Origin of the sequence: Rubrivirga sp., from assembly GCF_965213695.1 — a bacterium.
Classification (GTDB): domain Bacteria; phylum Bacteroidota; class Rhodothermia; order Rhodothermales; family Rubricoccaceae; genus Rubrivirga.
The window spans coordinates 557,432-583,296 of record NZ_OZ243912.1 but is presented as its reverse complement, the minus strand read 5'-3'; the positions used below and the strand labels follow the sequence as shown (position 1 = coordinate 583,296).

Genomic DNA, 25,865 nt, shown 5'->3' with positions numbered 1-25,865 from the left:
GACCCCCCGCTCCCCTTCGGTCGCGGAGCCTGTCCTGAGCGGAGCCGAAGGGCTCCCAGGTCGGGGAGCTGTCCCCCTTCAAGGCAGGGCTGTTAAGTTCTTTTTCGACCACTCAAACAACACGAGTCATTCCAGCGCACGCGGGAATCCATGCGGCGCTCCGCCCACGAGCAGGACCGTACGGGTCCCCGCCTGCGCGGGGATGACTATTGGTTTTACGGAGTCGATTGCGAGAGGCGAGCAGAACTTAACGACCCTGCCCTTCAAGGGGACCGTCCGGCCGCCCGCTGAGCGGAGCGAGGGGCGGACGGACGGGGGGTCCGCCTACGAGCAACCTGGCCTCGCTCTAGGGGACGCGGGCTCGCGCGCCTAGCTTCGGGCCGATGCGTCGCCTCGCCCTCGTCCTCGCCCTGACCACCGCCGCCCACGCGCAGCCGGCCGAGGCCACGCTGACGCCGGGCGCGGGCGTTCGCGTCCCGATGGCCAGCGGCTTCGGCGAGACGTGGCGGACCCGCGCCGGCCCGAGCGCCCGCGTCGAGGCGCCGGCCTACGGCGGCCGGGCTCGGGCCGAAGTCTGGGCCGCCGCCTACGACGCACCCGATGAGGCCGTCCCCGAGTTCACCCTCGTTGTCCCGACACTCGGTTGGGGGCCCGCGGTCGATGTCGGTCCGGTCCGCCTCGGGGGCGGGGTCCGCGTCGGGGCCGCGCGGTTCCAGATCGACGACGACCAGGCGGGCAACTTGCAGAACGAGACCGAGCTGGCCGTCGGCGCGTGGGCCGGGGGCGCGCTCCGCCTCGGTCGCGTCGAGGTGTGGGCCGAGGTCGACGGGACGCGGCTGACGCTGGCCGAGCCGGTCACGCTTGTGGCCGCGACGGGTGGTCTGGCCGTCCGCCTCGACGCGCCGCGCTGGCTCCGGACGCTCGCCCGGTGACGGCCCTCCTCCTCGCCGGCCTCCTGGCCACCGCCCCGGCCGACTCGCTCGACGCACCGTGCATGGGCGGCGCCGTCGTCACTCGGGCTGACCTGGAGGCGTCGGGTGCCCTCCACCTCCACGAGATCGTCCGCCGGGCGCTGCTGCTGGACGGCGCGACGACGGACGGGTTCGACCTCGCCCCGGTCGCGGGCGTCGGCGTCCCGGGTCGAGGGCGCGTCCGCGTGTTCGTCGACGGGGCGCCGGCCGCGCGCGGCGCCGGGATCGAGCCCGACGGGCTGGAGGCGCTGCCGGTCGCGCTCGCCGAGGTCGCGCGCGTCGTGGTCTGCCCGGGCGACGGGATCGCCGGCGGCGCGTTCGGCGGGCCCTGGATCGACGTCGAGACGGCCCCGGCGACCCGCCACCTCTACGGCTCCGCCTCGCTCGGCAACGAGAGCGGCGACCCCGGCCCGCAGCGTTACCTCGACCCGTCGCTCCCCAACGTCGACCGCTGGGGGCCCGACGTCGAAGCCAGCGCCGTCGCCCGCCCGCCCGGCGGCGAGGCGTGGCTCGCCGTCCGCCACCGCGACTTCCTGCCGACCGACCCGGCCATCTTCCCACGCACACTCGCGGCGTCCGTCGGCCGCTACCCGAAGCGGATCGGGCCGGTCGTGACGTTAGCAGCTCGGGGCCGCGGGCTCCGGGCGCGCGTCGCCGTCCGCCAGTTCGCGGACCTCCCCTTCGTGCCGGAGGTCGGGCGCGAGGTGCCGCTGGCCCACGCCTCGGCCCAGGCGACGGTCGCCGGAGCGAGAACGCGGGGTGACGTTCGCGTCTGGGGCCACGCCCACGTCGCCCGCGTCGACCTCGACCGGCCCGACTGGAGCGCGCTCGCGCTCGACCCCTCGTGGCGAGAAAACCGGCTCGACGCCGCGCTCGCGGCCCGCGTCGGGCGCCCAAGCCGGTCCGTCTCGGCAGGTGTCCAGGCCGAGCAGACGTCGGTCGCAGCCCCGGGGTTCGAGGACGCCGTCACCGTCGGGCGGATGTGGGCGGAGGTCCAGCACGGGGGGACCGCGGGGGGCGCGAGCCTGACCGCTGCCGGGACGGTGGCCGGCGGGCTCGGCGGCGGAATCCGGGCGGAGGCGTGGCGCCGGAGGGGTGGCCTCACCGTCCGTCTCGACGGCTCGGCACGGCGGACGCTCGCGGAGGAACAGTCCGACCTGTCCGCCTGGACGACCCGTGGCTACGACGAGTTCGGCACGGTCGCGGAGGCCACCGGCCCGTCCGACGTCGCTCGGCTCCGGCTGGCGGCGAGCGGTGGCCGAGGCCCGCTCCGCCTGACGGCGTCGGCGGAGGGCCAGCGGGCGGACGTCGGGGACGCGAGGGGCACCGCGACCGTCGGCCGGATCGGCGCGGCGTGGCACGGCGGCGTCCGGGTTCGCGCCGAGGCCCGGGCGCAGGGCGCCGTCACGGGCACGCCCGCCTTCACCGACGCCTGGGCCCGGCTCCCCCGCCTCCGCGCCGCCGTCGATGTGACCCTCCGTCCCGACGAGCGGCTCGCGCTCTGGGCCCGGCTCGACGTCCGCTCGGCGACGACGTGGGCCGGCCTCGGTGACCTGCCGGCCGCCGTCCTCCTCGACCTCGGCCTGAGCAAGCGGGCCTGGGGCGACCGTCTCCGCCTGTCGCTCGGTGGCCGCAACGTGCTCGGTGCGCCGGAGCGCCGGCATCCGCTCGGGGCGACGCTCGCGCCCCGCCTGTTCGTCCGCGCCGAGGCCCGGTGGTGACTGCGCCCATCCGCTCGGCGACCGCGTCGTGGTCGGCCTGCGTCGCGATCCGGGCCTTCCCGTCGGCGTCGTACCCGACCCGCCACGCCACCTCGACCCGGCCGGCCGTGGCCGTGGCCCGGAGCGTGGCGACGGGCTCGAACACGTCGCCGCCCCCGTCCCCGCGCACGACCTCGACCTCGGCCCGCTCCCGCCCGGCCCGCTCGACCCCGGCCGGGCTCCCCGTGAGCCGGCACGCGAGCGTGACGACGTCGCCGTCGCGGGCCTCGGGCGCCGACCACCGGGCGTCCACCAACTCGGCGAACGGGAGGACGAGGAGCGGCGCGGAGACGACCTTGAGCCCCAGATCCCGGATCTCGACGTCGGCCGCGCAGAGCACGCCGTCCGGCTCGCGCTCGGCCGCCCGCCGGTCGACGGCCACCTCGACGACCGCCCGGTCCCGGTGCACTGGCCCCTCGCCGCGCCCGACGGTCCGGTCCCGGGCGTCCCTCAGCGTGACCTCGACCCGGGCGGGGGGGACGCCGCCGGCCCCGTCGCCGACCATCGTGCCCTGGACCGAGAGCCGGACCGTCGTCCCAGCCACGACGACGGGCCGGTCCCACGCGGCCCCGTCGAGCGCTGACTCGACCTCGACGTAGGCGAACGCGTCGGGCGTGACGCGGACCCGGCCGAGCGCGTCGGGGCGGAGCCGGACGACCCGGGCCCCGGGCGGGAGCCCGTACCGCTGGCGGATCTCGTCGTCGGTCAGGCGGGGCACGAAGCGGGGTGGTGGGGCGACGTGGCAAAGTAGGTCCCCGCGACCCGCACCGCGCGACGACCGCCTCGGCCTCCGATCTCGACCCGCCTTGGTCCATCAGGCGACGGCGCCGAGGGCTAGCGGGGACCGCACCCGGCCGCTCGTCAGTTGACCGAACGGTACTGGATGACCCTCATCCACTGGCCCCAGACGTACTCCCCCTGATCGAAGAGGATCAGGACCGAGGCCGTGCGGGGTGGAATCGGGAGCCGGTCCGTCCGGTTTCGCTCGTCGACCCGGACGCGCTGCTCCAACCTGGCCTCCCAATAGGGGAGGTGCCTCGCTCCCTCGTCCGGGCTGAGGAGCCCCACCGCCAGCCCCTCACCCTCGGCTGCGACCGAGAGTTGGAGCGAGGCCGCCACACCGGGCTCGGTGACGTAGGCGACGGCCCCGGGGAACGTCTCGGACAGCTCGATCAGGAGGGCCATCAACTCCTGAGAGGCGTTATGGATCGCGTCGATCAGCATTCCGTCCTCCACCGGTGGGACGTCTGACCTGGGCCGCTCGATCCCTGGCGGGGTCCGTGGGCCGAGGCGTGTCGGACGAGCAAGGTAGAACACTCGAGTCCGCATGGCCGCCGCTACCGAGCCACGACGCCAACAGTTTGACAACGAATCTCGCGTGTCTACCAGACCTGCTTTTCGAACCGCTCGGCCACGCTGAAACGCCCATGTTTCCCAAAACGACGAGCGCCGCACCCTGAAGGGTGCGGCGCTCGAAGCCTCACGGACGCTCCGTAGAGCATCGGAACGCGGCAAATTCCTCAGTCGAGGATCTCGCCGTCGGGACGGGTGTGGCCGCCGTTGTTCCCGCCGCCGGTGCCGGTGGCGTTCGAGAACGAGAGGAACGTGAGGAAGAGAGAGAGAAGGCCGTTCATGGGGTGCCAGGGTGGGGGTGGTGGAGAGGTATACTAACCCCGCACGTCACGCGAGAGGTCCGAATGAGCGGATTAAAGTTTTGAGCGACGGAGACGATACCCCGTCCATGACTCCTCGACGTGCTCTCGTCGCGGGCGCCGTCGTCGCGGGCGCGCTCGTGGCCGCCACCCTCGTCTTTTCCCTCCGCCCCGACGCGGGTACGGCGGCGGTGGCGAACCCGACCGCCGGGCAGGCCCCGCCCGGCCGGCCCGTGCTCGGGCAGGCCACCGGTCACCCCGATCGAGGCGTGTCGGCGTTTGTTGCCCGGTTCAGCCCGGACGCCACCGGAGGCCACCGCCAGTCGTGGGACGTCGTGCAGGCCCCGACGGGCCTGGTCTACGTCGCCAACTCCGACGGCGTCCTCGAATACGACGGGGCGGACTGGCGGCTGATCGACGTCCCGGGGTTCCGCGCGCGCGCGGTTGCCGTCGGCCCGAGCGGGGCTGTTCACGTCGGGGGCGAGGGCACGCTCGGCGTCCTGGCGCCGGACACCACGGGCCGGCTGGCGTACCGGGAGGTGGCCGGAGGCGCCGACCTCGACGGGACGACGATTTGGGCCGCCGTCGCGTCCGACGAGGGCGTCCTGTTCCAGGCCTTCGACCGGCTCGTCTTCGTCGTCAGTGGGCGGGTCGTCGACGTCGAGCGCGCGCCGGAGGGCCGCCGGTTCCACAAGGCGTTCGAGGCGGGCGGCGCCCTTTACGTCCGGCTCGAAGGGGCCGGCCTCCTGCGCTACGCCGACCGCGAGCTCGTCCCGGTCGACGGGGGCGCGGCCGTCGCCGACGTGCCGGTCCGCGTGCTCCTCGACCTCGACGGGTCCCCGGGCGGCGCGCTCCTGATCGTCACCGACGACGAGCTGTTCCGCCTCGACCCCGGCGCCGTCGACCCGTTCGTGTCGATCCCAACCGAGGCTACCGAGACGTTGCAGCAAACACGGGCGTACCACGGCTGCCCCGTTGCTGACGGCCGCGCGCTGGCCATCACCACGACCGGTGGCGGCGTCCTGGTGATCACTCCCGGCGGGCAGGTCGTCGAGCGCTTCGGGCCGGCGGCGGGCCTCACGCCGGACGACCTGGTGATCGGGTGCGCCACCGACCTTCAAGGTGGCCTCTGGCTCGCCCTGTCGGAGGGCGTCGCTCGTGTCGACGTCGGCTCTCCCCTCACCACGTTCGACTCCCGCCTCGGGCTCGACGGCGTGGTGTACGATGTTGTTCGTCACGACGGTCGGCTCTACGCGGCGACTGGCCGAGGCGTGTACCGGCTCCGCCCCTCTGCCGACGCCGCACCGGCCACGTTCGAGCCCGTCCTGGCCGGCGACGCGCCGATTGATCAGGCCTGGGACTTGCTCTCTACGGAGCGCGGCCTGCTCGTAGCCGCAACCACCGGGGTGTTCGCCATCGATGGCCTCTCGGCCTCGGTCATCCTCCCCGAGACGGCGTTCTCGCTCGTGACCGCCGGGCGGACCTCAGACCTCGCAGTCTATGTGGGTCTCCGACCGGGGCTTGCCGTCCTTCGGCCGCGAGGAGCCGGCTGGGGAAGCGAAACACGAGTCGAGGGCATCGAGGGCGAAGTCCGATCTGTCTACCCCACCGAGGACGGCGGTGCCTGGGTGGCCGAGATGGGCGGGTACCTGATCCGGCTCGCACCGACTGGCGAAGTAGACCGCGTTTACGGACCGGGTGACGGGGTCCCGGAGGGCCTGGCCTCCGTTCAGAGCATCGATGGGAACCTCGTCGTTCTCGCGGATCTCGGGCCGTACGAGGTCGACGGCGTTGGGGACCAGATCCGGTTCACGCGAATGGACGCGCTCGCCCGTGCCGTAGAGGAGACCGTCGGCGACCTCACCCAGGGCTACGGCATCTGGACCGACAGCGAGGACCGCGTTTGGATCTCCGGGCGTGACCGCTTGAGGGCCCTGGTGCCCCGAGACGGACAGTGGGAGGACGTCACGCCGTCCGCACTCCGCCGGACGTCCGGCGTCTGGGGCGTCCACCTCGAAGGCGACGCGCTGTGGGTGCCGACCACGGCCGGCCTCCTCCGCCTGAGCACCACGCCCGACACGCGCTACGACGTGGCCGTGCCCGCGCTCGTCCGGTCGGTCGAGACCAGCGGCGGCGGGACCGGGGCCGACCTCGGCCTCGACGACGGGGCGGCAACCGTCCCCTACCGCCAGCCCGTCCGGTTCCGGTTCTCGGCCGCCGCGTTCAACGACGCCGCGGGGACGCGCTACCGGACCGAGCTTGTCGGCCACGACGACGGGCCGAGCGCGTGGAGCGACGAGCGGTTCCGCGACTACACCAACCTGCCCCCCGGCGACTACGCCTTCCGCGTCGAGGCGCGGACGGCCCAGGGTGCCCCGGCCCGCTCGGCGACGGTTGCCCTCCGCGTCCCGCCGCCGTGGTACCTCACCACGTGGGCGGCTCTCCTGGCGGCGCTCGCCGCCGGCACGGGCGTGGTGGCCATCGCGTGGGCCGCCAGCCAGCACCACCGGAAGCGGGCCGACGCCGAGCGCGACCGGGCCGACGAGCTCGACGGCCTCAACGCCGAGCTCCGCCGGGCCGACGCGCTCAAGGACACCATGCTCGCGAACGCGAGCCACGAGCTGAGGACGCCGCTCACGGCCGTCCTCGGGTTCGCCGAGATCCTGACCGACCACGGGCCGGACCCCGAGGTCCACCGGCTCGCGAGCCACATCCTGAGCGGGGGCCACCGCCTGCTCCGGACCGTCAACGCCATCCTGGAGTCGGCCCAGCTCCGAGCGGGCCGGCTGACGCTCCACCCGCGCTCGGTCGACGCCGCCGCCGTCGTCCGCGAGGCGGTCGAGGCCTTGGCCCCGCTCGCCGACGCGAAGGGGATCCCGCTCCGCGCCTTGCCCGACCACTCGGTCGTCCCGGCCACACTCGACCCCGACGCGCTCGGCCGCGTCGTGACGAACCTCGTCGGCAACGCGGTCAAGTTCACCGACCACGGCCACATCGTCGTCACCGTCGACGGGGCCGACGGGGACCTGGTCGTGAGCGTGTTCGACACGGGCCACGGGATCGACCCCGACTTCCTGCCTCGCCTGTTCGAGGACTTCGAGCAGGCCTCGACGGGCCACGGCCGCGTCGCCGAGGGGAACGGGCTCGGTCTCGCCATCACCAAGCGGCTGGTCACGCTCATGGGCGGGGCCATCGACGTCGCGAGCGAGGTCGGCGTCGGGACCACGTTCCGGGTCACGCTGCCGGGACAGGTCGAGGCCGGCGCGCCCAGCCCGGGGGCGCCCGCCGTGACGCAGCCGGACACGGTCCCCAACCCGTACGCGCCGACGGGAGACGGCGCGCTCGCCCCGCTCGCCGACCCGGTCTAGACCGATGCCAGGTTGGCCGTAGGCCGACCCCCCGCCCCCGCTGCCATCGCTCCGCTCCGTGCAGCAGAAGCCGTCCCCCTTCAAGGGCAGGGTCGCTAAGTTCTCGGGCGCGAGTCATATTCCTACACAAAACGACAGTCATCCCCGCGCAAGCGGGGATCCATACGGTGCCGCTCGCCGAACACAATGGCCGCATGGATTCCCGCGTGCGCGGGACCGCGAAGCGACGGCGCCAGCCAATGACGACTGTGATTCGATTGCTATCGACAGGACGTAGCAGCCCTGCCCTTCAAGGGTGATAGGTCGGCCGGCCGCTGAGCGGAGCGATGGCCGACCGACCAGGGAGTCCGCTCACGAGCAACGTGTCACGGCACTAGCGGACGACGACGAGCGGGCGACTCGACGACGCGCCGTCCACCTCCGCCCGGACGAACACGACGCCAGCGGCCCACCCGGACCCGTCGAGCGCGACCCGGTGCGAGCCGGCCGGCCGGTCGCCGTCGACGAGCGTGGCGAGCACGCGGCCCAGCGCGTCGACCACGCGGACGGTGACCCAGGCCGGGGCGTCGAGCTGGAACCGGACCTCGGACCGGCCCCGCGTCGGCGATGGGAACGGCGGGCCCAGCACGAGGCCTGAGGCAGGCGGGCGGGCCTCGTCCGCGACGGCGGTTCCGGTAAACAGGACGCGGGCCGCGCCGCGCGTGGGGCCGCCGAGGTCGGAGAGGCGGGAGCCGAACAGAAGGTCGGCCGCCCCGTCGCCGTCGAGGTCGCCCAAGGCCGCCGTCGGGTTCCACTCGTCCCCGTCGGCGAGCGGGCCGACCGCGCCGCCCGCAGTCGCGCTCAGCTTTTGGTGGGCCCGGGCGGTCCCGTCGGAGCGGAGGAACAGGAGCCAGCCCGCGCCGCGGTTGGGCCCGCCGTCGTCGTCGCGGTTGGCGCCGACGGCGAGGTCCGGGGTCCCATCGCCGTCGAGGTCGCCGGTCGCCACGAGCGAGCTCCCGAACACGTCGAGCGGGTCGAGGGCCCCGCTGAATCCGCCGGCCGTCGCGCTGATCTTCTGGTGCTGGCGGACGGTCCCGTCCGGCCGGAGGAAGAGGACCCAGACGGCGCCCTGGCCGTCGCCGCCGTCGTCGTCGAGCGAGGCCGCGACGGCGAGGTCGGGCGTCCCGTCGGCGTCGAGGTCGCCGAGCCCGGCGACGGCCTGGCCGAACAGGTCGCCGTCGTCGAGCGCGCCCTCAAAGCCGCCGGCCGTGTCGCTGATGCGCTGGCTCTGGCGGACCGACCCGTCGGCGGCGAGGAACAGGACCCAGACGGCGCCCCGGTTCGGCCCGCCGTCGTCCGCGTCGTCGGCGCCGACCGCGAGGTCGGGGACCCCGTCGCCGTCGAGGTCACCGAGAGCGGCGGCGCTGTGGCCGAACAGGTCCCCGTCGGCCGGGACGTCGGTCAGCCCGCCGGCGGTCGCGCTGATCTTCCGAGCGGCCCGCACGTCGCCCGCCGCGCCGAGGGACAGGACCCAGACGGCGCCTCGGTCCTCGCCTCCGTCGTCGTCGCGGTCGGCGCCGACCGCCAGCTCGGGCGTCCCGTCTCCGTCGAGGTCGCCGAGTGCGGCCAGCGCGGTGCCGAAGGCGTCGCCCGGCTCAGTCCCGTCGAGCCGGATCGGGCGGGCGACGCGGACCGACCCGTCGGGCGCGAGCGACAGGAGCCAGACGGCGCCTCGGCCCTCGGCGTCGCCGTAGGCGCCGACGGCGACCTCGACCGTCCCGTCCCCGTCGAGGTCGCCGAGCGTCGCCGCGGCCACCCCGAACCGGTCGCCATCGGCCAGGGCCGGGACGCCGTCGAGGGCGCTGATCGTCTGGAAGCGGTCGACCTGGGCGCTCGCGTCGGCGGCGACGGTCGCCAGCAGACACAACGCGCCGAGCCGGAGGGAGGACGGTATGGACGAGGCGCCCACAGGTCGAGGATGGCGGGCCCTCGACCCCTCCCGGCGGGAGAACGGACGTCGGCGAAAGCGTCCGCGACAAACGGGGCGGGGCCGCGTCACAGCACGCGGTCGGGGTCGGGCGGCGGCGGCGTCAGGCCGCGGTAGCCGAACACACGCTTGACGGCGCTGATGGCCGTCGGGAACTGCTTCTGGACGTAGTACTGGTCGGCCGCGCGGCGGGCGCCGAGCCCGTAGGTCGGGTACGGGATGATGGTGTCCGAGACCGTCCGCACCGAGACGCCGCCCTTTTTGGCGACGGCCAGCATCGAGATCAGCTCGCCCGCGCGGGCGCCGACGACGCTCGCGCCCAGGATGGTGCCGCGCCACCGCGTCGCGTGGATCTTGATGTGGCCCGTCGTGGCGTGCTCGGTGGCCGCGCGGTCGACCTTGGTGTAGGGGAACCGGTAGGTCACGAACGAGCGGCCGTCGTCGCGGAGCTCGGCCTCCGTCGGCCCGAGCTGGGCGACCTCGGGCGTCGTGAACGTCGTCCACGCGATGCCGTCGCGGTCGATGGACGAGGGCAGCTTGAGGACGGCGTTCGTGGCCGCCAGCTTCCCCATGTGCTCGCTCATGTGGGTGAGCTGGTACTCGCCCGTGCAGTCGCCGGCGGCCCAGATGTGGCGCTGCGACGTCCGGCACCGCTCGTTGACCGTGACCCCCTTTTTCCCGACGGCGACGCCGGCCGCCTCCAGCCCCAAGCCCTCGACGTTGGGCTTGCGGCCGGTCGCGATGAGCAGCGTGTCGCCCTCGACGGTCTCCGACTGTCCGTCGCGCGAGAGGTGGAGCGTGACCGCGCCGACCTCGCCCTCGACCCGGTCCACGTCGGCGCCGAGCACGAAGCGGACGCCCTCGCCTTCGAGGACCCGCTGGATGATGCGCGCGTGGTCGGCGTCGTCGCGGCCGAGCGGGCGGTCGGCGCGGTCGACAATCGTGACCTCGCTGCCGAGCCGGCGGAACGCCTGCCCCATCTCGCACCCGATGGGCCCGGCGCCGACGATGACCAGGTGGCCCGGCAACGTCTCGATCTCGAACAGGCCCTCGTTCGTCAGGTGCGGCGTCTCGTCGAGCCCGTCGATGGGCGGCGGCGCGGCCCGGCCGCCGGTGCAGATAACGGCCATCCGGAACGTCACGTCGCGCGGCGAGTCGCCGTCGATGCGGACGGCGTGGGGACCGGTGAACGCCGCGTCGCCGGTGACGACCTCGATGCCGAACCCCTCGAAGATCTCGGGCGCGTCGGCGTCCTGGTAGATCTCGCGCCGCGTCTCACGGACGTCGCCGATGACGGCCGCGAAGTCGACGGGCGGAAGGTTGGGGGTGGCCCCATCGCCTCGGGCCGCGTCGGCGAGGACGGCCGCGGCGTGGGCGCGGAGGTCGGCGTGGTGGAGGAGCGTCTTCGACGGAACGCAGCCGGTCCAGGTGCAGTCGCCGCCCAGCCGGTCGCGCTCGACCAGCATCGTCTTGGCCCCGAGGTTGGCGGCCGTGCCGGCGGCGGTGAGGCCCGCGGCGCCGCCGCCGAGAACGAGAAGGTCGACGTCGTACGCCATGCGATTGGAGGAGGGACGGCGGTAGAGGGCCGCGGGAGCGGCGATCTTACCGGACACGCCCACCCGGTCCCCGTGCTCCTCTTCCTCCCGACGTTCGTCCGCGCCCACGACCCCGTCCCGCCCGAGGGCTGGCGGGCCGACGGCGAGCCGTTCCGGCTGTACCGCGACCTCGACGCGGCCCACCGCGCGGCCGTGTCGCCGGACGGCCGGCTCGGCCGCGTCCTCGTCCTGGACGGCGACGCGCTCACGCTCCACCCGGACGGCCCGACGACGGCCGAGGTCCCACGCCCGGCCGTCCTCAACGTGGACCCCGACGGCGACCTGTGGAAGCCTGTCCCGGTCCTGGCCGCCGGCGGCGTCGTCGTCCGCCAGGAGGCGGATGTCGAGGTCCTCCTGATCTTCCGGCGCGGCGCGTGGGACCTCCCCAAGGGCAAGCTCGACAACGGCGAGACCGTCCGCGAGGCGGCCCGGCGCGAGGTGGCCGAGGAGGTCGGCATCGACGAGGGCCAGCTCGCGATCACGGCCGACCTCGGCGACACGGTCCACGGGTACCCCTGGACCAAGCGCGACGTCTACGCCGTCAAGACGACCCGGTGGTACGCCATGACGACGACGGCCCAGGCGTTCGAGCCGGAAGAGCGCGAGGGGATCGAGGCCGTCGCCTGGGTCCCGTGGGCCGACGCCCGCGCCCGCGTCGGCTTCGACACGCTGCGGACGTTGCTCGACCGCGTGGACCCGGGCGCGCTCGACACGGCCTGAGGCGCTTCGGCAGGCCGCTACTGCCGAGTCCGCCCCACGCTGGAGCCCGTCGGGGAGTCCCCCTTTCCCGCCTGCGCGGGGGCAGGCCTGGACAGGAGGAGACAGGGGTGGTGGATCGGGCCGACCGCTAGCCGGTCCATAGAGGCTGGACACAGCACTGAGGCGCTTCGCGCAGTGCGTCGGTCGCCGGTGGATCAGTCATCCGTGCGTCGGTGGAATCGCCGGGGTGCGGGGGAGAGTCCTGGCCCACTGATCACCGGCCCAGACGGCAGGGCTGTCAAGTTCTTTTTCGACCACTCAAACAACACGGGTCATTCCCGCGCACGCGGGACCGCGAAGCGTCGGCGCAGCCAATCCATGCGGCGCTCAGCCAGCGAGCAGAACCGTATGGGTCCCCGCCTGCGCGGGGATGACTATCGATCTTACGGAGTCGATTGCGAGAGGCGAGCAGAACCTAACGACCCTGGGCCCAGACGGGGTGAAAAGGCGTCCGGGCGGGCGCCGGCTCGGCGGGTCCCTCTAGCTTGCGGGCCGTCTCCCCCCGACCCATGCGCACGCTCCGCCTGCTTCCTGCCCTCCTCGGCCTGTGCGCTCTGTCGGGCGCGCCCGCGCTCACCGGCTGCGACAGCAGCGGCTCGTCGGTGGTCTGCCCGTCCGCCGACGTGTTCGCCTTCGAGGACGTCACCCCGGCCGACGTCACGCCCGGCGCCGAGATCCGCTCGGGCGACTGCGTCGCCGTCGAGTACGTCGGCCGCTTGGCCGACGGCGGCGGCGTGTTCGCCCAGGGCACGGACCGCCGGTTCGTTTTCCCGAACGGCGAGCCCAACATTCCGCGTGGGTTCTTGCTGGGGATGGCCGGGCAGCGGGTGGGCCAGACGCGGCTCGTAACGGTCCCGCCGGACCTGGCGTTCGGCCGCCAGCAGATCGGGGCGCAGGCCGAGGGGCTCGTCGACATCCCGTCGTGCTCGACGGTCGAGTTCGAGATCCGGCTCAAGTCGATCTCCCAAGACGCCCGCGACTGCGACCGCTGACCTACTCGTACGCCCGCACCAGCTCGTCCAGCAGCACCCGGCGGACGTCGCCGTGCTCGCCGACCAGCTCGACCTCCGGGTTCGTCTCGGCGTCGAGGTAGTCCAGGCCCGTCTCTCTTCCCGAGACCAGGAAGTCGCTCGTGGCGACGGTGTAGAGGCGGCCCGGGTCGAGCGGAGCGCCGGCCACCGTCCACGAGTCGCCTTGGCGGCCGACGGCGGCGGTCTGCAAAAACCCGCCGGTCCCGGCGTTCGCCAGGCCCTGGTCGAGCACGCGCGCCAGCAGCGACCCCGGCATCCGGACGGTCACGACCTGGCCGCCGAACGGGAGCACGCGGATCGCGTCGTACTCGGTGAACGGCCCGGCCGGGATCACGTCGTCGACGCGGACGGAGCCGCCGTTGAACAGGCCGGCCTCGGCGCCACCCGCCCGGCGGAAGCCCTCGGCGATGAGCGCGCCCAGCCGCGCCGGCCGCGTGCGGACGGTGCTCTCGCGGCCGTCGAGCGCCTCGGTCGTGACCACGGCCACGCGGTCCGGGTCGAACCCGTCGGCGCGGAAGCCGGCACTCGCGACCTCGACCCACTCGGCGACGACGGCGGCCGTCGCGGGGTCTTCGGGCGTGGCCGGCGTGATCGGGACCAGCTCGGAGGCGACCGTCACGGCGCCCGTCGACCGGTCGAGCGTGACGCGGTGGACGTAGACCGTCCGCGCGTTCGCGTCGGCCTTGAGGACGGGGACCAAGCGGGGCCCGCGGTAGGCCCGGACGTTCTCGTGCTCGTGGCCGCCCAGGACCGCGTCGAGCCCGGGAATCGTGGCCGCCGCGGCCACGTCGTCGGCGAACGCCTGGTGCGTCAGGCCGATCACGACGTCGGTCTCGGCGTCAAGGCGGGCGACCTCGGCCCGCAGCGTCGAGTCGGCGTCGAGGTAGTGGACCCACTCCTTCGGGTTCGACGGCAGCACGACGCTCGCGATCCCCACCCGGACCGTGTCGCCGGGCGCGACGGCCACGGGCCACACGAGGCGCCGGGCGATCCCGGGGAACGGCGTCCCGTCCGGCCGGACGGCATTCGCAGAGACGAACGGGAAGCGAGCCTCGGCCACGCGCGCTTCAAAGGCGTCGGCGCTGACGTCGAACTCGTGGTTGCCCACGGCCGCGGCGTCGAGCCCGAGCGCGTTGAGGACGGCCACCATCTGCTTCCCGTAGAGCCGCTCGCCGTCGACGCGGGCCGTGCCGAGGGCCGACGGGCTCAGGAAGTCGCCCGCGAGCACGGTGATCGTGTTCGGGTCCTGGGCCCGAAGCTGCTGGCGCAGGCCGGCCACGCGCGCCAGCCCGCCGGCCCGCCCGCCCTCGACCGGCGTGATCTCGTACACGTCGTTGAGGTGGAGGACGGTGAACGAGACGGCCTGCGGCGTGGGCTCCGCCGGGACGTCCGGCACCACGGCCGTCGGCGCGCAGCCGGCGACGGCGACCACGGCGAGGAGCAGGCGGGCAGCGGACGGCAGATTCATGGCTGGGAGAAACCCCGAGGGGCGTCGGTCGATTGAAGGATAGGTCGGCGAGGCTCGGCGCGAGGCCCTCGGGCCGGCCCGGCGGTCGCCCCTTTGTCCCACACTCCACGAGGTTTGATTTGGCGCTCTACGAACTCCACGACGCGAAGCTGGCCGGTATCGAAGGTCAGGGCTACGTGTTCCCCGTCGACACGTTCGAGGGGAAGCAGTACCGCGGCGTCTTCTTCGCGAATGAGGACGGGGCCGCAATCTCGACCGACATCGACGAGGCCACCTTCGAGGGCACCATCTACCACAAGACGACCCAGGGCGAGGGCGACGTGACGGTCAACGTGACGAACATCGTCGAGACCGCCGTCGGCATCCGGGCCGACTTCGAGGTGATCTAAAGGCAGCGGCGCGCTGGCGGGCGGGCACCCGTCGTAGGCCGATCTCCAGGACGTGAGACGACCGGGACCCCCCGCTTTCCGGCAAGTCGCTTCGCTCCCGGCTCGGAAAGCTGTCCCCCTTGAAGGGGGACAGCCGGTCCGCCCGCTGAGCGGAGCGAGGGGCGGATCGGCAGGGGGTCCCGTCACGACTCCTCGTCCACGAACAGGACGGCGCGGACCAAGTCCCGACTGTCGGCCCGGCCGCCGAGCGAGCCCGCCAGCAGGCCGAGCCCGGCCACGAACAGGCTCAGCTTGATGTGGTCGAGCGGGCGGACCGCCGGGTCCACGGTCGGCCACGTCTCCATCAGCTTGCGGGGGAAGATGGTGACGATGCCGCCGTAGGTCATCAGCGCGAACCCGGCAAAGAGAGCGGTCATCGTGAGGAGCAGGCACACGGCCGTCGCCGCGCTCGTCACGACGGTCGACTCGGCCAGGACCCGGCCGCGCCCGGTCACGCGGCCGAACGCGAACGCCCGGTACAGCACGACCGTCGAGGCCACGATCGTGATGGCCGAGAACAGGACGATCTGGTAGAGGTCGACCGTGCTCGCGACGTCCCACATGTCGGGCGTAAAGAAGAGGAAGATCAGGACCGAGAGCGCGGCCGTGACCATCGTCGGGAGCTGGGTCGCCAAGCGCAGCGGGTTGGCCCGGGCCACGGCCGCCCCGATGCTCCGCCAGTCCCGGGCCAGCGTCTTCAAGACGAACGCGGCGTGGCCACTCGTGGCCGTCCGCTCGTGGGCCTCGCGGGGGAGCGCCCGCCGCATGGCCGCGCGCTGGCCTTCGGAGAACCCGCCCATCGCGTCCAGCCCGTCGACGCCCGCGAAGTCGAACATCGCGTTGTGCGGGTCCGGGTCGTGGTCCAGGTTGAGGAGGTGGCCGAACGAGTGGAGCACGAGCGTCTCGAGCCGGCGCGCGGCCCGGTCGTCGGCCTCGGCCTCGCTCAGGTCGTCGCCCCAGAAGTCCGGGTCGAGCCGCTTGGTCGAGACGACGGCCACGTTCGTGAGCTGGCTCGGCAGCGCCAGCGTGTACGACAGCGTCGAGGCCGACAAGTCGACCTCGGTCACGATCAGCAGGAAGTGGACGCCGCGCTCGAGCTTCTCGGCCATCCCGATCTGGAGGAAGTCGAGCGGCGAGTACGCCCCGGCCGTCGGCGTCAGGTGTGGGCCCTCGAAGGCGTGGAGCTCGACGCGGACGCCGAGCGCGGTCGTCAGCACGCCGTCGACCGCCTTCGCGGCGGCGTCCACGCGGCGCCGGAACCGCTCGGAGTCGCGGTTCTCGACCTCCATCGTCATCACGCCGACGACGTAGGCGTCGCGGGCCGGGTCGGGTCCGTCGGTGCTCATGCCGGCACCGCCCCGTACATCTCGGCCACGGCCCGGGCCTGCTCGGCGACCTCGTCGCGGAGCGCCGCCGGCGCCACGACCTCGGCGTCGGTCCCGTAGCGGAGCAGCCACTTGGCGACGTAGGCCAGGTTCTCGAACTCGAACGTGACCTCGGTCCAGTCGCCGCCGACGGGCAGCTCCTGCTCGACGTCGGCGGGAACGGCGCGGCGGGCCCAGCGCCACGCCCGGTTCCGAAAGCGGACCGTCATGCGGACGTTCTTCGGGCCCGCGCCGCGCTCGCGGAGGTGCTCCTTGAGGTCGAACCCGGCCGGCGGCTCGAACGTGTCGAACCGGGTCCGGGCCTTCTTGATCTGGTCCAGCCGGAAGTTGCGGATGTCGTCGCGCAGGTGGTCGTAGGCGATGAGGTTCCAGTGGTCCGAGTAGTAGACGAGGCCCAGCGGGTTCACCTCGCGGACCGTCTCCTCGTCCCGGCTGGCCACGTAGTACGTCATCTTGACGACGCGCTGCCGCGCCATCGCCTCCGAGAGGTCGAACCACAGGCCCTCCTCGTCCTCGGTCGCCCCGCCGCCGACCTGCGTCTCGTTGAACGGCGCCAGCACGGTCTGCTCCTGCAACCGGTCGATATAGTCGCGGACGGGCTCGGGCAGCACGTTCCGGATCTTCATGGCCACCGCGTCGGCGTCGGTCCGCAAGCTGCCGTCGGGCTGGAGCTTGGTGAAGCCGGTGCCGATCAAGAGGGTGGCCGCCTCGCGGGCGCTGAACATGAGGGGGGGGAGTTGGTAGCCCTCCAAGATCTCGTAGCCGCCGGCCTCGGCGTAGGTCAGCGGGACGCCGCTCTCACCAAGGGTGCGCAAGTCGCGGAAGATGGTCCGGCGGCTCACGCCGAAGTGCTCGGCGAGGTCGCGCGAGGTCATGTTGGGCCGGTTCTGGAGCAGGAGCACCAGCGCGAACAGGCGTTCGGTCTTGTTGAGCGAGCGGTCGGAACGGGGCATCGGGGGGGCCCGGAGGGCGCGGGCGGGGGTGACGACGGCGGCGGGCGGAGCCGTCCGCAGGATCGGACGGGTGACAGCGATTTGTCAACGGCGGATCGCGGGAAACGGTTCGTTTCTGCGGCCGAAGACGGCGTGGAGCCGAGACCCGGCGCCGTTGGTCTGCGGCTTGAAGCCTCGACCGCACGCCCGGCATCGGGCGCTGCGCACACGTCATCCCATTCCCCCCGGACCCATGCGCCTCGTCTTCTTTTCCGTGGCCCTCGTCGCCCTCGTCGCGGCCCCGGCCTCCGCCCAGACCACGTTCCTGCTGAAGGGCGGCCTCAACACCGCGTTCTTCTCCGGCGACGACGCCCTCATCTTCGACCCCCGGCTCGGCGCCTCTGGCGGAGCCGGTCTCCGGTTCGACGTCAGCCCGAGCCTGGGCGTTCAGGTCGAGGCCCTCTACAGCCAGGAGGGGGCGAAGCAGGACAACGGGTCGGGCACCTACGAGCTCGACTACATCGACGTCCCGGTCCTGCTCCGCGCCGGCCTCCCCCTGACCCGTTACGCCGACGCCGGGTTGTACGCCGGGCCTCAGATCGGCATCCCCGTCCGGGCTGAGTTCGCCCCCGACCGCGGGCCGAACGAAGACGAGCAGACGCGGACGGACATCGGGATCGCACTGGGCGCCGACTACTGGTCGGGCCCTGTGGGCGTCGACCTCCGCTACGTGATCGGGCTTCAGGACGCATTCGATGACGAGATCGACGGGGTCCCCGTCGACCCGCTGTTCGTCCGGAACCAGGCGTTCACGGTCTCGCTCGGCTACCGTTTCGGCGGGAAGGCCACCGGCGGCCGGGGCGGTCGCGGACGCTACTAGACCTCCTTCCTGATCTCGGCTGGCGGTCCTCGCATCCCGCCGCGCCGATCCCGCGCCCGCCGGCCGCACCCGGCGGGCGCGGTCCCTTTCCGTGTCCGCCGTAGGGGCACGCCGGTGGCGTGCCCGTGACGACCGCGATGGGACGAGGGCACGCCACCGGCGTCAGGCGCGCTCGGCGACGTGGACGAGCGCCTTGTCGGCCCACTCGGGGCCCAAGACCGGGTCGAGCGGCCAGGTCTCCACCTCGACGTGGGCGGACTGGCGGAGGTCGGCCTCCTCAGCGCCCAAGTCGCCGCCTTTGAGGCAGACCAGGCCGGGCGGCCACGCCCCGTCCGCGATGTCGAGGCCGTCGGTGCGCGCTCGGGTGTGCCACGCCCACAGCGACGCCAGCGGGGCCGTCGCCCGGCTCACCGACAGGTGCGGGGCCGGCCCATCGTAGGCCTCGGCCCGGCCGTTCCACACCTCGACGTTGTCGATCCCGAGCCGCCGCGCGAACAGCTTGACCGCCTCCGTCTTCTTCCCCACCGCGTCGACGGCCACGACCGTGATCTCGGGGAACGCGACCGCGAGCGGGATCGCCGGGAGCCCGCCGCCCGTGCCCCAGTCCACGACGACGGCGCCGTCGGGGAACGGCCGCGTGGCCAGCGCCAAGCAGTGGCGGACGTGCCGCTCCAAATCGGCCCGGGAGGCCGGGCGGGCGACCAGGTTGACGTGGTGGTTGACCCGCTCGAGCTGACCGACGTAGGCGTCGAGTGTCTCGCGCTGGCCGTGTCCGAGGTCGATGGGGAGGTTCGCGATCACGGGCCGGCTACGCCGCCTCGGGCGCGGCCGGTTCCTCCAGCGCCCCATCGCCGGCCGACGCGCGGTGCCGCTTCAGGAGAACCATGAGCGCCTGGACGTCGGCCGGGCTGACGCCCGAGATGCGGGAGGCCTGGCCGAGCGTGTCCGGCCGGATGCGGGCCAGCTTCTCGCGTGCCTCGTGCGTGATGGCCGTCACGGTGCCGACGTCGAAGTCAGAGGGGATCCGCCAGCGCTCCAGGCTCCGCATCTGCTCGACCAGCGCCCGCTCGCGCTCGACGTAGCCAGCGTAGCGGATCTCGACGGCCGCCAGCTCGGCCGTCCGCTCCATCCCGGGTCCGAGCACGACCACGTCGCCCTGTCCCGTGGCCGCCAGCATCGCCGCGAGGTCGACTTCGGGCCGGAGCGCCAGCCGGGCCAGCCGCGTCGGCTCGGAGATGGGCGTCGTGCCGACGGCGTCGAGGTAGCCGTTGACGGCGTCGGGCGTCGCGTTCGTCGTCTCCAGCGCTGCCAGCGTCCGGGCGAGCGCGTCCTCCTTCTGCTCGAGCCGCGCCAGCCGCTCGGCCGACGCGAGCCCCAGGTCGTGGCCGAGCCGAGTCAGCCGGCGGTCGGCGGTGTCCTGGCGGAGCAGCAACCGGTGCTCGGCGCGAGACGTGAACATGCGGTACGGCTCGTCGGTCCCCTTGGCCACCAGGTCGTCGACGAGCACGCCGAGGTAGGCCTGGTCGCGGCCGAGCACGACGCCGTCCTCGTTCCCCAGCCGGCGGACCGCGTTGATCCCCGCCAGCAGCCCCTGCCCCGCCGCCTCCTCGTAGCCCGTCGTCCCGTTGATCTGGCCCGCCAGGAAGAGCCCGCCGACGGCCTTCGTCTCCAGCGTGTAGCGGACCTGGTGGGGCGGCACGTAGTCGTACTCGATGGCGTAGCCCGGCCGGAGCACGTGGGCCCGCTCCAGCCCGGGGACCTGGCGGAGCGCCGCCGTCTGGACGTCTTCGGGCAGCGATGTCGAGAACCCGTTGACGTAGACCTCGTGCGTGTCCCAGCCCTCCGGTTCGAGGAAGAGCTGGTGCCGGTCTTTGTCCGCGAAGCGGTCGATCTTGTCCTCGATGGAGGGGCAGTAGCGGGGCCCCTGCCCCTCGATCCGCCCGGCGAACATGGGCGAGCGGTCGAAGCCGGTGCGCAGCGTGTCGTGGACGGCGGGCGAGGTCCACGTCAGCCAGCACGACCGCTGCTTGGCCGTGATCGCGTCGGTGAGGTGCGAGAACGGGCGGGGGTCGGCGTCGCCGGGCTGCTCCTCACACGCGGCGGTGTCGACGGTCCGCCCGTCGATGCGGGGCGGCGTGCCCGTCTTGAGCCGGCCCAGCTCGAACCCGAGCCGCTCCAGCGCCGCGCTCAGCCCGACGGCCGCGCGCGCGCCGGCCCGGCCGCCGCCGAACTGCTGCTCGCCTAGGTGGATGGTCCCGTTGAGAAACGTCCCCGACGTCAGGATGACGGCGCGCGCGGCGATCTCGAGGCCGGTCTGCGTGACCACACCGGCCACCTCGGGCCGGCCGCTCGCGTCGGCGCGCGTGACGAGGTCGACGACCATGTCCTGGCGGAAGAACAGGCCGGGCGTCGCTTCGAGCGCGGCCCGAGCGGCGGCGGCGTACTGCGCGCGGTCGCTCTGGCAGCGGGGGCTCCAGACGGCCGGTCCCTTGCTCGTGTTGAGCATCCGGAACTGGAGGCCCGTCGTGTCGGCGAGCCGCCCCATGAGCCCGCCGAGCGCGTCGATCTCGCGGACGATCTGGCCCTTGCCGACGCCCCCGATGGCCGGGTTGCACGACATGGCGCCCAACGTGTCGAGGTTCATCGACACGAGGAGCGTGCGGGCGCCCAGGCGGGCGGCGGCGTGGGCGGCCTCGGCCCCGGCGTGGCCGCCGCCCACCACCACGACGTCGTACGTGTCCGGGCTCATGGGGAACGGGCGTGGGGTCGAACGGAGGATAGACCGAGCCCCTGGCGTCGGCTCCCGGATTCCGCGCGAAGGCGGCGCCGGGCGATGCCGGGGAATCCCTTAAGGGGACCCCGCCGGGTGGCCGATACCCCCGAACGACGTCCCGCAGGTACGCCCCATGCACCCGCTCGCCTCCCACTTCGTCCGCCGCTTCGAGCTCTACCTCGCGACGGCGACGGCGGCCCTCTTCACCGTCATCGCGTGGATGGTGCTGGCAGGCGTCCGTCCGCTCTACACCGGGGGCACGGCGTGGGCCAGCCTGCTCGCGCTCCAGATCGCGATCCAGTGGGTCGACCGCGAGCGCCAGCGGCGGCTCCGCGCCAAGGCCATCCACGAGATCCGCGAGATGCTGACCGACCGGGTGCTCAACCAGCTCTCGACGCTCAAGGTGTGGGCCGCCATGACGTCGGACTCGGGCCAGCTCGCTGGGATCGTCTCCGAGGTCGACGCGACCATCGACGAGGTAACCGAGATGGTTACGGGCCTGTCCGAGGAGCAGCTCGACACGTGGCAGCTCCGCTACGCCAACTCGGACGCCCACCACTTCACGACCGACCGCGCGCTCGCCTAGAGCGCCCCGCCAAGAGGCCCGGTCATCGGAGTCTGCCGTTCTTGGAAGTCTTGCCTCATCATACTCTGTCATCCGGAGCGAGCGACGGCGAACGAAATCGAAGGATCTGCTCGACGCGGCCTCCTGGTCGTGGGGGGCTTTGAGACGACGAGCCGCTAGATCCTTCGACTCCGGCCGAGGACGGCCTCCGCTCAGGATGACAAGGTGGGGGTGATGGAGAAACCCAGAGACTTGGTGTGAAGTCGAGCGTTCAGGGTTCGCAAGGGCCACCACCCCAGCGAACCCTGAACCCTCGACCTCGCTAGAACGGGAGGTAGGGCGCGGGGATCGGCGTGGCGGCGTCCTCCTGGTGCCAGAATATGGTGAGCACGTGCCACCGCTCGCCGTCCCAGAACAGCTGGAACGAGTTGATGCCGCGCGCGAACGGGGCCTCCGCCGGGTCGAGGCGGCTCTCGTATGTGCTCCACACGTGGGCCATGGACCCGTAGCGCTCGACGCGGCGGGCGGCCTCGACCTCGTAGAACCCCTTGCCCTGGAACATCGGCGCGGTCTGGAAGAACGGCTCAGCCCGCTCGACGTAGTCGTCGACCGTCAGGACGGTGGCGACGGTCTCGCCGTCGGGGCGCGCGCCGGTGGGGACGAGCCGGGCTTGGGGGTGGAACAGCGACCGGAACCGGTCCCAGTCGCGGGCCTGAGACGCCGGGCCGGAGATGGCGTCGTAGGTGGCCGCCAGGATCGCGTCGATGGAGGCGACATCGGCGGGGTCGGCTTGGGGCCAGTTGGCGTCCTGGGCCTGGGCGACCGTGGCGACAAGGGCGAGGGCGACGACGAGGGCGACGCGCGGCATGGCAACGAGGGCGGGAGGTCCGGGAGGATACTGCTCCACGTGTCCTCCTCTGCCATTCCGGGCGGACGCGACAGGGCGACCGCACGCTCGAACGAGGCCCCGGCACCGGCTGGCGCCCCCCCCGTCCGCACGCCCCTCGCTCCGCTCAGCGGGCGGCCGGACGGTCCCCCTTGAAGGGGGACAGCTCCCCGACCTGGGAGCCCTTCGGCTCCGCTCAGGGCGGGCTCAGCGACCGGAAGGGGAGCAAGGGGTCCGCGCCGGAGCGTGCGGTCGCCCCGGCGGACACGACGAGCCGCGTCCCTACCGGAGAACGGGCCGAGCGCGGGTCTCGTCGCCCCCGCCAACCGTCTCCCCCAGGTCGGCCGTCGGCGCTCGCGGCTCGACTGGCAGGACGAGCGAGAAGGTCGAGCCGGCACCGAGGGTGCTCTCGACGCGGACGGTGCCGCCGTGGAGCGCCGCGATCCGCTTGGTGATGGCCAGCCCGAGCCCGGCCCCGCCGTCGGCCGCCCGGCTCTGGTCGGCCCGGACGAACCGGTCGAACACGCGGGGGAGCAGGTCCGGCGCGATCCCCTCGCCCGTGTCGCGGACCGCGACGGCCAGCGTCGAGGCGTCGTCGCGCGTGACCTCGACGTCGACGGCGCCGCCGGGCGGCGTGTGCCGGAGCGCGTTGTCGACCAGGTTGCCGAGGGCCCGGTCCACGAGCCCGGGGTCGAGGGTGGCCAGCGGAAGCCCGTCTTCGGCCCGGACGTGGAGGCGGACGTCGCGGCGCGCCGCCTCGGCCCGGCGGTCGGCGACGACGTCGGCGGCGAGCTCGGCGAGCGCTGTCGGCTCGGGGCGCGGGCGGATCTCAGCGGCGTCGAACCGGGCGAGGTCGAACAGGTCGGCGACCAAGGCCGACAGCCGCTCGGCGCTCCGGAGCGCGCGCGCGACGTGGGCCTCGCGCTCGTGGGCTGGCGCGTCGGGCCGCATCGCCAGCGTTTCGAGGTAGCCTCTCAGTGACGCCAGCGGGCTCCGCAAGTCGTGGCTCACGTTCGCGACGAGGTCGCGGCGCTGGCGGTCGGTCCGGCGGAGCGCCTCGACCTGGGCCTCGATCCGGGCCGCCATCCGGTTGAACGCCCGGCCCAGCGCGCCCACCTCGTCGGCCCCGCCCTCGCTCGCGCGGACGGCGAGGGCCCCGCGCTCGACCGCGCCGACGGTCGCCGTCAGCCGCTGCAAGCGCCGCGTGAGCCCCCAAAACGCCAGCACGCCGACGAGGGCCGTCAGCCCGAGCGCCAGCGCGAGCCCCCGAGCCGCGGCCCCGCCGAGGGCGCTCGGCCACAGGGCCTCTGCCACGTCGTCGTAGCGCTCGCCCTGCAAGATGACGTAGAGGTAGCACCCCTGCTCGCCCATGATCTCGATGGGCGCCACGCTGAACGGCCGCGCCTCGCCGGGCCGCGCGGGGTCCGGCCCCAAGACCGGCGGCATGGCCCCCGCCATCAGCCGGTCCAGCGGCGCCGTGTCCACGAACGGCTCGAGCGGGCGTCCGCGCGCGTCCATGAACCACGACTTGATCATGCCCTCGCTGCCGAGGAGGTACACGTCGATCCGGCGGTTGACCTGGGACAGCCCGGCGATGATGTCGGCGATGGCCACCGAGTCGATCTCGGTCATCAGGTGGGGCTGGAAGCGGGGCGCCAGCTCGGCCGCGAAGTCGAGGTGGAGCGCCTGGTCGGCCGTGGCGACGGCGTCGCGCGCCGACCGCGCCGTGAGCGCGAGCACGGCCACGCCCAGCACCAGCAGCAGCGCCAGAAACAGTGTCGACAGGCGGACGCCGAACCGATTCCACAGGGCGATGGCGGGCTCAGGCATCGATCTCGGACGGCTCGGCGAAGCGGTACCCGACGCCCCAGACGGTCTGGACGAAGACGGGCGACGCGGGGTCCGGCTCGACCTTCGCCCGGAGCCGGTTGATGTGCGTGTTGACGGTGTGGGCGTAGCCGGCGAACTGGACGCCCCACACCTTGTCCAGCAACTCCTGCCGGCTGAACGCCCGCCCGGGGTGCCGAGCGAACAAGACGAGCAGCTCCAGCTCCTTTTTCGTCACGTCGACGGCCTGCCCGTCGACCTCGACGCGCGCCCGCTGAGGAAAAACGGCCAGCGTCCCGAACCGGAGCGCCTCGTCGGGGTCGGCCGGCGGCCGGTCGTAGTCCACGCGCCGGAGCAGCGCGCCGACGCGGGCCAGCACCTCGCGGACGGAGAACGGCTTCGGGACGTAGTCGTCGGCGCCGGTCTCGAGGCCGAGCACGCGGTCGGTCTCGCCGCCGCGCGCGGTCAGCATGAGGACGGGGACGGTCCGGCCGGCCGCGCGGAGCTGGCGGCAGACCTCCATGCCGCCCATCCCGGGGAGCATCAGGTCGAGCAGGACCAGGTCGTACGGGTCGGCCAAGGCGCGCTGGAGCGCGAGCGCCCCGTCGGCGACGGCCTCGACGGCGTAGCCGGCCTCGCGGAGGTGGAGGCCGAGGAGGTCGGCGAGGTCGCCGTCGTCCTCGACCAAGAGCACGCGGGCAGCGTCGGTCATGGCTCAGTGTAGCGAGTCCGGCGGGAACGAAGAGGGGCGAGCCACCGGCCCGCCCCCCTCACGGCGTCGGTCGGCGTGGGGCGCCGTCGGTCACCGCGCGGACACCGTCACGCGGATGACCCGGTCGTTGGCCGGGATCGCGAAGCTGTGGCGGCTCGACGCCGTGGCGACCGGGACGCTCTCGTCCGTGCCGACGTTGGTCGCCATCGGGTCCTGGACCGGCTTCTGGACCGGGCCGGGGGGCGCCGTCGGGCCGGTGCCCGGCGCCGTGTCCTCCTCGGTGCCGGCGTCGTAGACGGAGAGCCGCGAGGTCACGTCGCCCGAGATCGGCTCGCCGTCGTCGAACAGCTCCAAGCCGCCGTCGGAGAAGGCGTAGAACCAGTCGTTCGACTGGACGAACATGGTCTCGAGCTGGAGCCGGTCGCCGGGTCGGGCCGTGAACGTGAACGTGACCGACTCGGCGGCGGCCCCGCCGAGCGCGGGGAAGACGGCCGGGCCCATGTCGGCGCCGCCGGGCGAAGTCTCGACGCCGGAGGCCGAGACGTTCGAGGCGGCGTTCAAGATGGCGACCATCTCGTCCGGGAACCCGTCCTCGGCGATCCGCTCGGTCCCGAGGTTGGCGAGCTGGCCGGACCGGAACATCGGGTCGTTCCCTGTGAAGACGGCCCAGGCAGGCGGCGAGAGCGGGACGGCCCCCATCGCGCGGTCGCCGGCGACGGTGCCGGGCGTCGAGACGTTCTCGAGGGTGACGGTGAAGGTCCGGGGCGTGTCGTTGTCGTCGTCGGTCGAGTCGCAGCCGACGAGGAGCAGGGGGACGAGGAGGGCGAGGGGGGCGAGTCGCATAGCGGGAGCAGGAGGGTGTGCGGGCTCCCACCGCTCCCGGCCCGCGAGGTTGTCACAGGTCTAT

21 protein-coding genes are annotated in these 25,865 nt (G+C 73.4%); 9 read left to right on the top strand and 12 right to left on the bottom strand.

All coding sequences use genetic code 11. The features are described from left to right. Positions 1-383: 383 nt before the first annotated feature. From ACOOHE_RS02575 to ACOOHE_RS02565, 3 genes are read left to right on the top strand one after another with little or no spacing between them, the layout of a single operon-like run. Positions 384-932, top strand: a complete 549-nt coding sequence (locus ACOOHE_RS02575) for a hypothetical protein (protein WP_420456238.1) — start codon at positions 384-386, stop codon at positions 930-932. Next, positions 929-2,692: a hypothetical protein gene (locus ACOOHE_RS02570; RefSeq protein WP_420456237.1), complete on the top strand. Its 1,764-nt coding sequence runs from the start codon at positions 929-931 to the stop codon at positions 2,690-2,692. The genes ACOOHE_RS02575 and ACOOHE_RS02570 overlap by 4 nt, the downstream gene beginning before the upstream one ends. Then, the gene (locus tag ACOOHE_RS02565) at positions 2,689-3,330 is read left to right on the top strand and encodes a hypothetical protein (RefSeq protein WP_420456236.1); all 642 of its coding nucleotides are present in this window, start codon (positions 2,689-2,691) and stop codon (positions 3,328-3,330) included. The genes ACOOHE_RS02570 and ACOOHE_RS02565 overlap by 4 nt, the downstream gene beginning before the upstream one ends. A gap of 262 nt (positions 3,331-3,592) precedes the next feature. Here ACOOHE_RS02565 and ACOOHE_RS02560 read toward each other — a convergent pair whose 3' ends face one another. Next, positions 3,593-3,955, bottom strand: a complete 363-nt coding sequence (locus ACOOHE_RS02560; RefSeq protein ID WP_420456235.1) for a hypothetical protein — start codon at positions 3,953-3,955, stop codon at positions 3,593-3,595. Positions 3,956-4,472: 517 nt separating this feature from the next. Between ACOOHE_RS02560 and ACOOHE_RS02555 the strand changes: the two genes are divergently transcribed. After that, a complete protein-coding gene (locus ACOOHE_RS02555; protein ID WP_420456234.1) occupies positions 4,473-7,751 on the top strand; it encodes an ATP-binding protein in 3,279 nt (1,092 codons plus the stop codon). Between the two features lie 373 nt (positions 7,752-8,124). Here the strand turns inward: ACOOHE_RS02555 and ACOOHE_RS02550 are convergent, their stop codons facing one another. Further along, positions 8,125-9,699 carry an integrin alpha gene (locus tag ACOOHE_RS02550; protein WP_420456233.1) on the bottom strand — a complete coding sequence of 525 codons (1,575 nt, stop codon included), beginning with the start codon at positions 9,697-9,699 and terminating at the stop codon, positions 8,125-8,127. A gap of 86 nt (positions 9,700-9,785) precedes the next feature. After that, positions 9,786-11,273: a dihydrolipoyl dehydrogenase family protein gene (locus tag ACOOHE_RS02545; RefSeq protein ID WP_420456232.1), complete on the bottom strand. Its 1,488-nt coding sequence runs from the start codon at positions 11,271-11,273 to the stop codon at positions 9,786-9,788. Positions 11,274-11,345: 72 nt separating this feature from the next. Between ACOOHE_RS02545 and ACOOHE_RS02540 the strand changes: the two genes are divergently transcribed. Both ACOOHE_RS02540 and ACOOHE_RS02535 read left to right on the top strand, forming a co-directional pair. Next, positions 11,346-12,032: an NUDIX hydrolase gene (locus ACOOHE_RS02540; protein ID WP_420456231.1), complete on the top strand. Its 687-nt coding sequence runs from the start codon at positions 11,346-11,348 to the stop codon at positions 12,030-12,032. A gap of 548 nt (positions 12,033-12,580) precedes the next feature. Continuing rightward, entirely contained in the window at positions 12,581-13,063 is a 483-nt protein-coding gene (locus ACOOHE_RS02535) for an FKBP-type peptidyl-prolyl cis-trans isomerase (RefSeq protein WP_420456230.1), read from the top strand. 1 nt (position 13,064) lies between these two features. Here the strand turns inward: ACOOHE_RS02535 and ACOOHE_RS02530 are convergent, their stop codons facing one another. Next, positions 13,065-14,570, bottom strand: a complete 1,506-nt coding sequence (locus ACOOHE_RS02530) for a bifunctional metallophosphatase/5'-nucleotidase (protein ID WP_420456229.1) — start codon at positions 14,568-14,570, stop codon at positions 13,065-13,067. A 119-nt stretch (positions 14,571-14,689) separates the two neighbouring features. On the opposite strand from ACOOHE_RS02530, the gene ACOOHE_RS02525 reads away from it, so the two are divergent. Beyond that, the gene (locus tag ACOOHE_RS02525; RefSeq protein WP_420456228.1) at positions 14,690-14,959 is read left to right on the top strand and encodes a hypothetical protein; all 270 of its coding nucleotides are present in this window, start codon (positions 14,690-14,692) and stop codon (positions 14,957-14,959) included. A 182-nt stretch (positions 14,960-15,141) separates the two neighbouring features. Here the strand turns inward: ACOOHE_RS02525 and ACOOHE_RS02520 are convergent, their stop codons facing one another. Together ACOOHE_RS02520 and ACOOHE_RS02515 are read right to left on the bottom strand one after the other, a co-directional pair. Beyond that, positions 15,142-16,344: a hypothetical protein gene (locus ACOOHE_RS02520; RefSeq protein ID WP_420456227.1), complete on the bottom strand. Its 1,203-nt coding sequence runs from the start codon at positions 16,342-16,344 to the stop codon at positions 15,142-15,144. Continuing rightward, on the bottom strand, positions 16,341-17,336 hold the full coding sequence (locus ACOOHE_RS02515) for a helix-turn-helix transcriptional regulator (protein ID WP_420456226.1): 996 nt from the start codon (positions 17,334-17,336) through the stop codon (positions 16,341-16,343). Before ACOOHE_RS02515 ends, ACOOHE_RS02520 begins: the two co-directional genes overlap by 4 nt. Before the next feature lie 232 nt (positions 17,337-17,568). Between ACOOHE_RS02515 and ACOOHE_RS02510 the strand changes: the two genes are divergently transcribed. Then, entirely contained in the window at positions 17,569-18,195 is a 627-nt protein-coding gene (locus tag ACOOHE_RS02510) for a porin family protein (protein WP_420456225.1), read from the top strand. A gap of 162 nt (positions 18,196-18,357) precedes the next feature. Here the strand turns inward: ACOOHE_RS02510 and ACOOHE_RS02505 are convergent, their stop codons facing one another. Both ACOOHE_RS02505 and mnmG read right to left on the bottom strand, forming a co-directional pair. Further along, on the bottom strand, positions 18,358-18,996 hold the full coding sequence (locus tag ACOOHE_RS02505; protein ID WP_420456224.1) for a 16S rRNA (guanine(527)-N(7))-methyltransferase RsmG: 639 nt from the start codon (positions 18,994-18,996) through the stop codon (positions 18,358-18,360). A 7-nt stretch (positions 18,997-19,003) separates the two neighbouring features. After that, complete coding sequence (gene mnmG, locus ACOOHE_RS02500; RefSeq protein ID WP_420456223.1) at positions 19,004-20,944, bottom strand: tRNA uridine-5-carboxymethylaminomethyl(34) synthesis enzyme MnmG; 1,941 nt, start codon at positions 20,942-20,944, stop codon at positions 19,004-19,006. A gap of 157 nt (positions 20,945-21,101) precedes the next feature. On the opposite strand from mnmG, the gene ACOOHE_RS02495 reads away from it, so the two are divergent. Next, positions 21,102-21,554, top strand: coding sequence for a hypothetical protein (locus ACOOHE_RS02495; RefSeq protein WP_420456222.1), 453 nt, complete (start codon positions 21,102-21,104; stop codon positions 21,552-21,554). A 301-nt stretch (positions 21,555-21,855) separates the two neighbouring features. On the opposite strand, the gene ACOOHE_RS02490 is transcribed toward ACOOHE_RS02495, so the two are convergent. From ACOOHE_RS02490 to ACOOHE_RS02475, 4 genes are all read right to left on the bottom strand, one after another. After that, entirely contained in the window at positions 21,856-22,401 is a 546-nt protein-coding gene (locus ACOOHE_RS02490) for a hypothetical protein (protein WP_420456221.1), read from the bottom strand. A 300-nt stretch (positions 22,402-22,701) separates the two neighbouring features. Then, a complete protein-coding gene (locus tag ACOOHE_RS02485) occupies positions 22,702-24,249 on the bottom strand; it encodes a sensor histidine kinase (RefSeq protein ID WP_420456220.1) in 1,548 nt (515 codons plus the stop codon). Continuing rightward, positions 24,242-24,958: a response regulator transcription factor gene (locus ACOOHE_RS02480; RefSeq protein WP_420456219.1), complete on the bottom strand. Its 717-nt coding sequence runs from the start codon at positions 24,956-24,958 to the stop codon at positions 24,242-24,244. Before ACOOHE_RS02480 ends, ACOOHE_RS02485 begins: the two co-directional genes overlap by 8 nt. Positions 24,959-25,048: 90 nt before the next feature. Then, positions 25,049-25,801: a spondin domain-containing protein gene (locus ACOOHE_RS02475; RefSeq protein ID WP_420456218.1), complete on the bottom strand. Its 753-nt coding sequence runs from the start codon at positions 25,799-25,801 to the stop codon at positions 25,049-25,051. Positions 25,802-25,865: the final 64 nt, after the last annotated feature.

Coding starts and splice junctions, on each gene's coding strand:
- ACOOHE_RS02575 (WP_420456238.1), top strand. CDS start 384: ATGCGTCGCCTCGCCCTCGTCCTCGCCCTGACCACCGCCGCCCACGCG.
- ACOOHE_RS02560 (WP_420456235.1), bottom strand. CDS start 3,955: ATGCTGATCGACGCGATCCATAACGCCTCTCAGGAGTTGATGGCCCTC.
- ACOOHE_RS02555 (WP_420456234.1), top strand. CDS start 4,473: ATGACTCCTCGACGTGCTCTCGTCGCGGGCGCCGTCGTCGCGGGCGCG.
- ACOOHE_RS02545 (WP_420456232.1), bottom strand. CDS start 11,273: ATGGCGTACGACGTCGACCTTCTCGTTCTCGGCGGCGGCGCCGCGGGC.
- ACOOHE_RS02535 (WP_420456230.1), top strand. CDS start 12,581: ATGCGCACGCTCCGCCTGCTTCCTGCCCTCCTCGGCCTGTGCGCTCTG.
- ACOOHE_RS02530 (WP_420456229.1), bottom strand. CDS start 14,570: ATGAATCTGCCGTCCGCTGCCCGCCTGCTCCTCGCCGTGGTCGCCGTC.
- ACOOHE_RS02520 (WP_420456227.1), bottom strand. CDS start 16,344: ATGAGCACCGACGGACCCGACCCGGCCCGCGACGCCTACGTCGTCGGC.
- ACOOHE_RS02515 (WP_420456226.1), bottom strand. CDS start 17,336: ATGCCCCGTTCCGACCGCTCGCTCAACAAGACCGAACGCCTGTTCGCG.
- ACOOHE_RS02510 (WP_420456225.1), top strand. CDS start 17,569: ATGCGCCTCGTCTTCTTTTCCGTGGCCCTCGTCGCCCTCGTCGCGGCC.
- mnmG (WP_420456223.1), bottom strand. CDS start 20,944: ATGAGCCCGGACACGTACGACGTCGTGGTGGTGGGCGGCGGCCACGCC.
- ACOOHE_RS02495 (WP_420456222.1), top strand. CDS start 21,102: ATGCACCCGCTCGCCTCCCACTTCGTCCGCCGCTTCGAGCTCTACCTC.
- ACOOHE_RS02490 (WP_420456221.1), bottom strand. CDS start 22,401: ATGCCGCGCGTCGCCCTCGTCGTCGCCCTCGCCCTTGTCGCCACGGTC.
- ACOOHE_RS02485 (WP_420456220.1), bottom strand. CDS start 24,249: ATGCCTGAGCCCGCCATCGCCCTGTGGAATCGGTTCGGCGTCCGCCTG.
- ACOOHE_RS02480 (WP_420456219.1), bottom strand. CDS start 24,958: ATGACCGACGCTGCCCGCGTGCTCTTGGTCGAGGACGACGGCGACCTC.
- ACOOHE_RS02475 (WP_420456218.1), bottom strand. CDS start 25,801: ATGCGACTCGCCCCCCTCGCCCTCCTCGTCCCCCTGCTCCTCGTCGGC.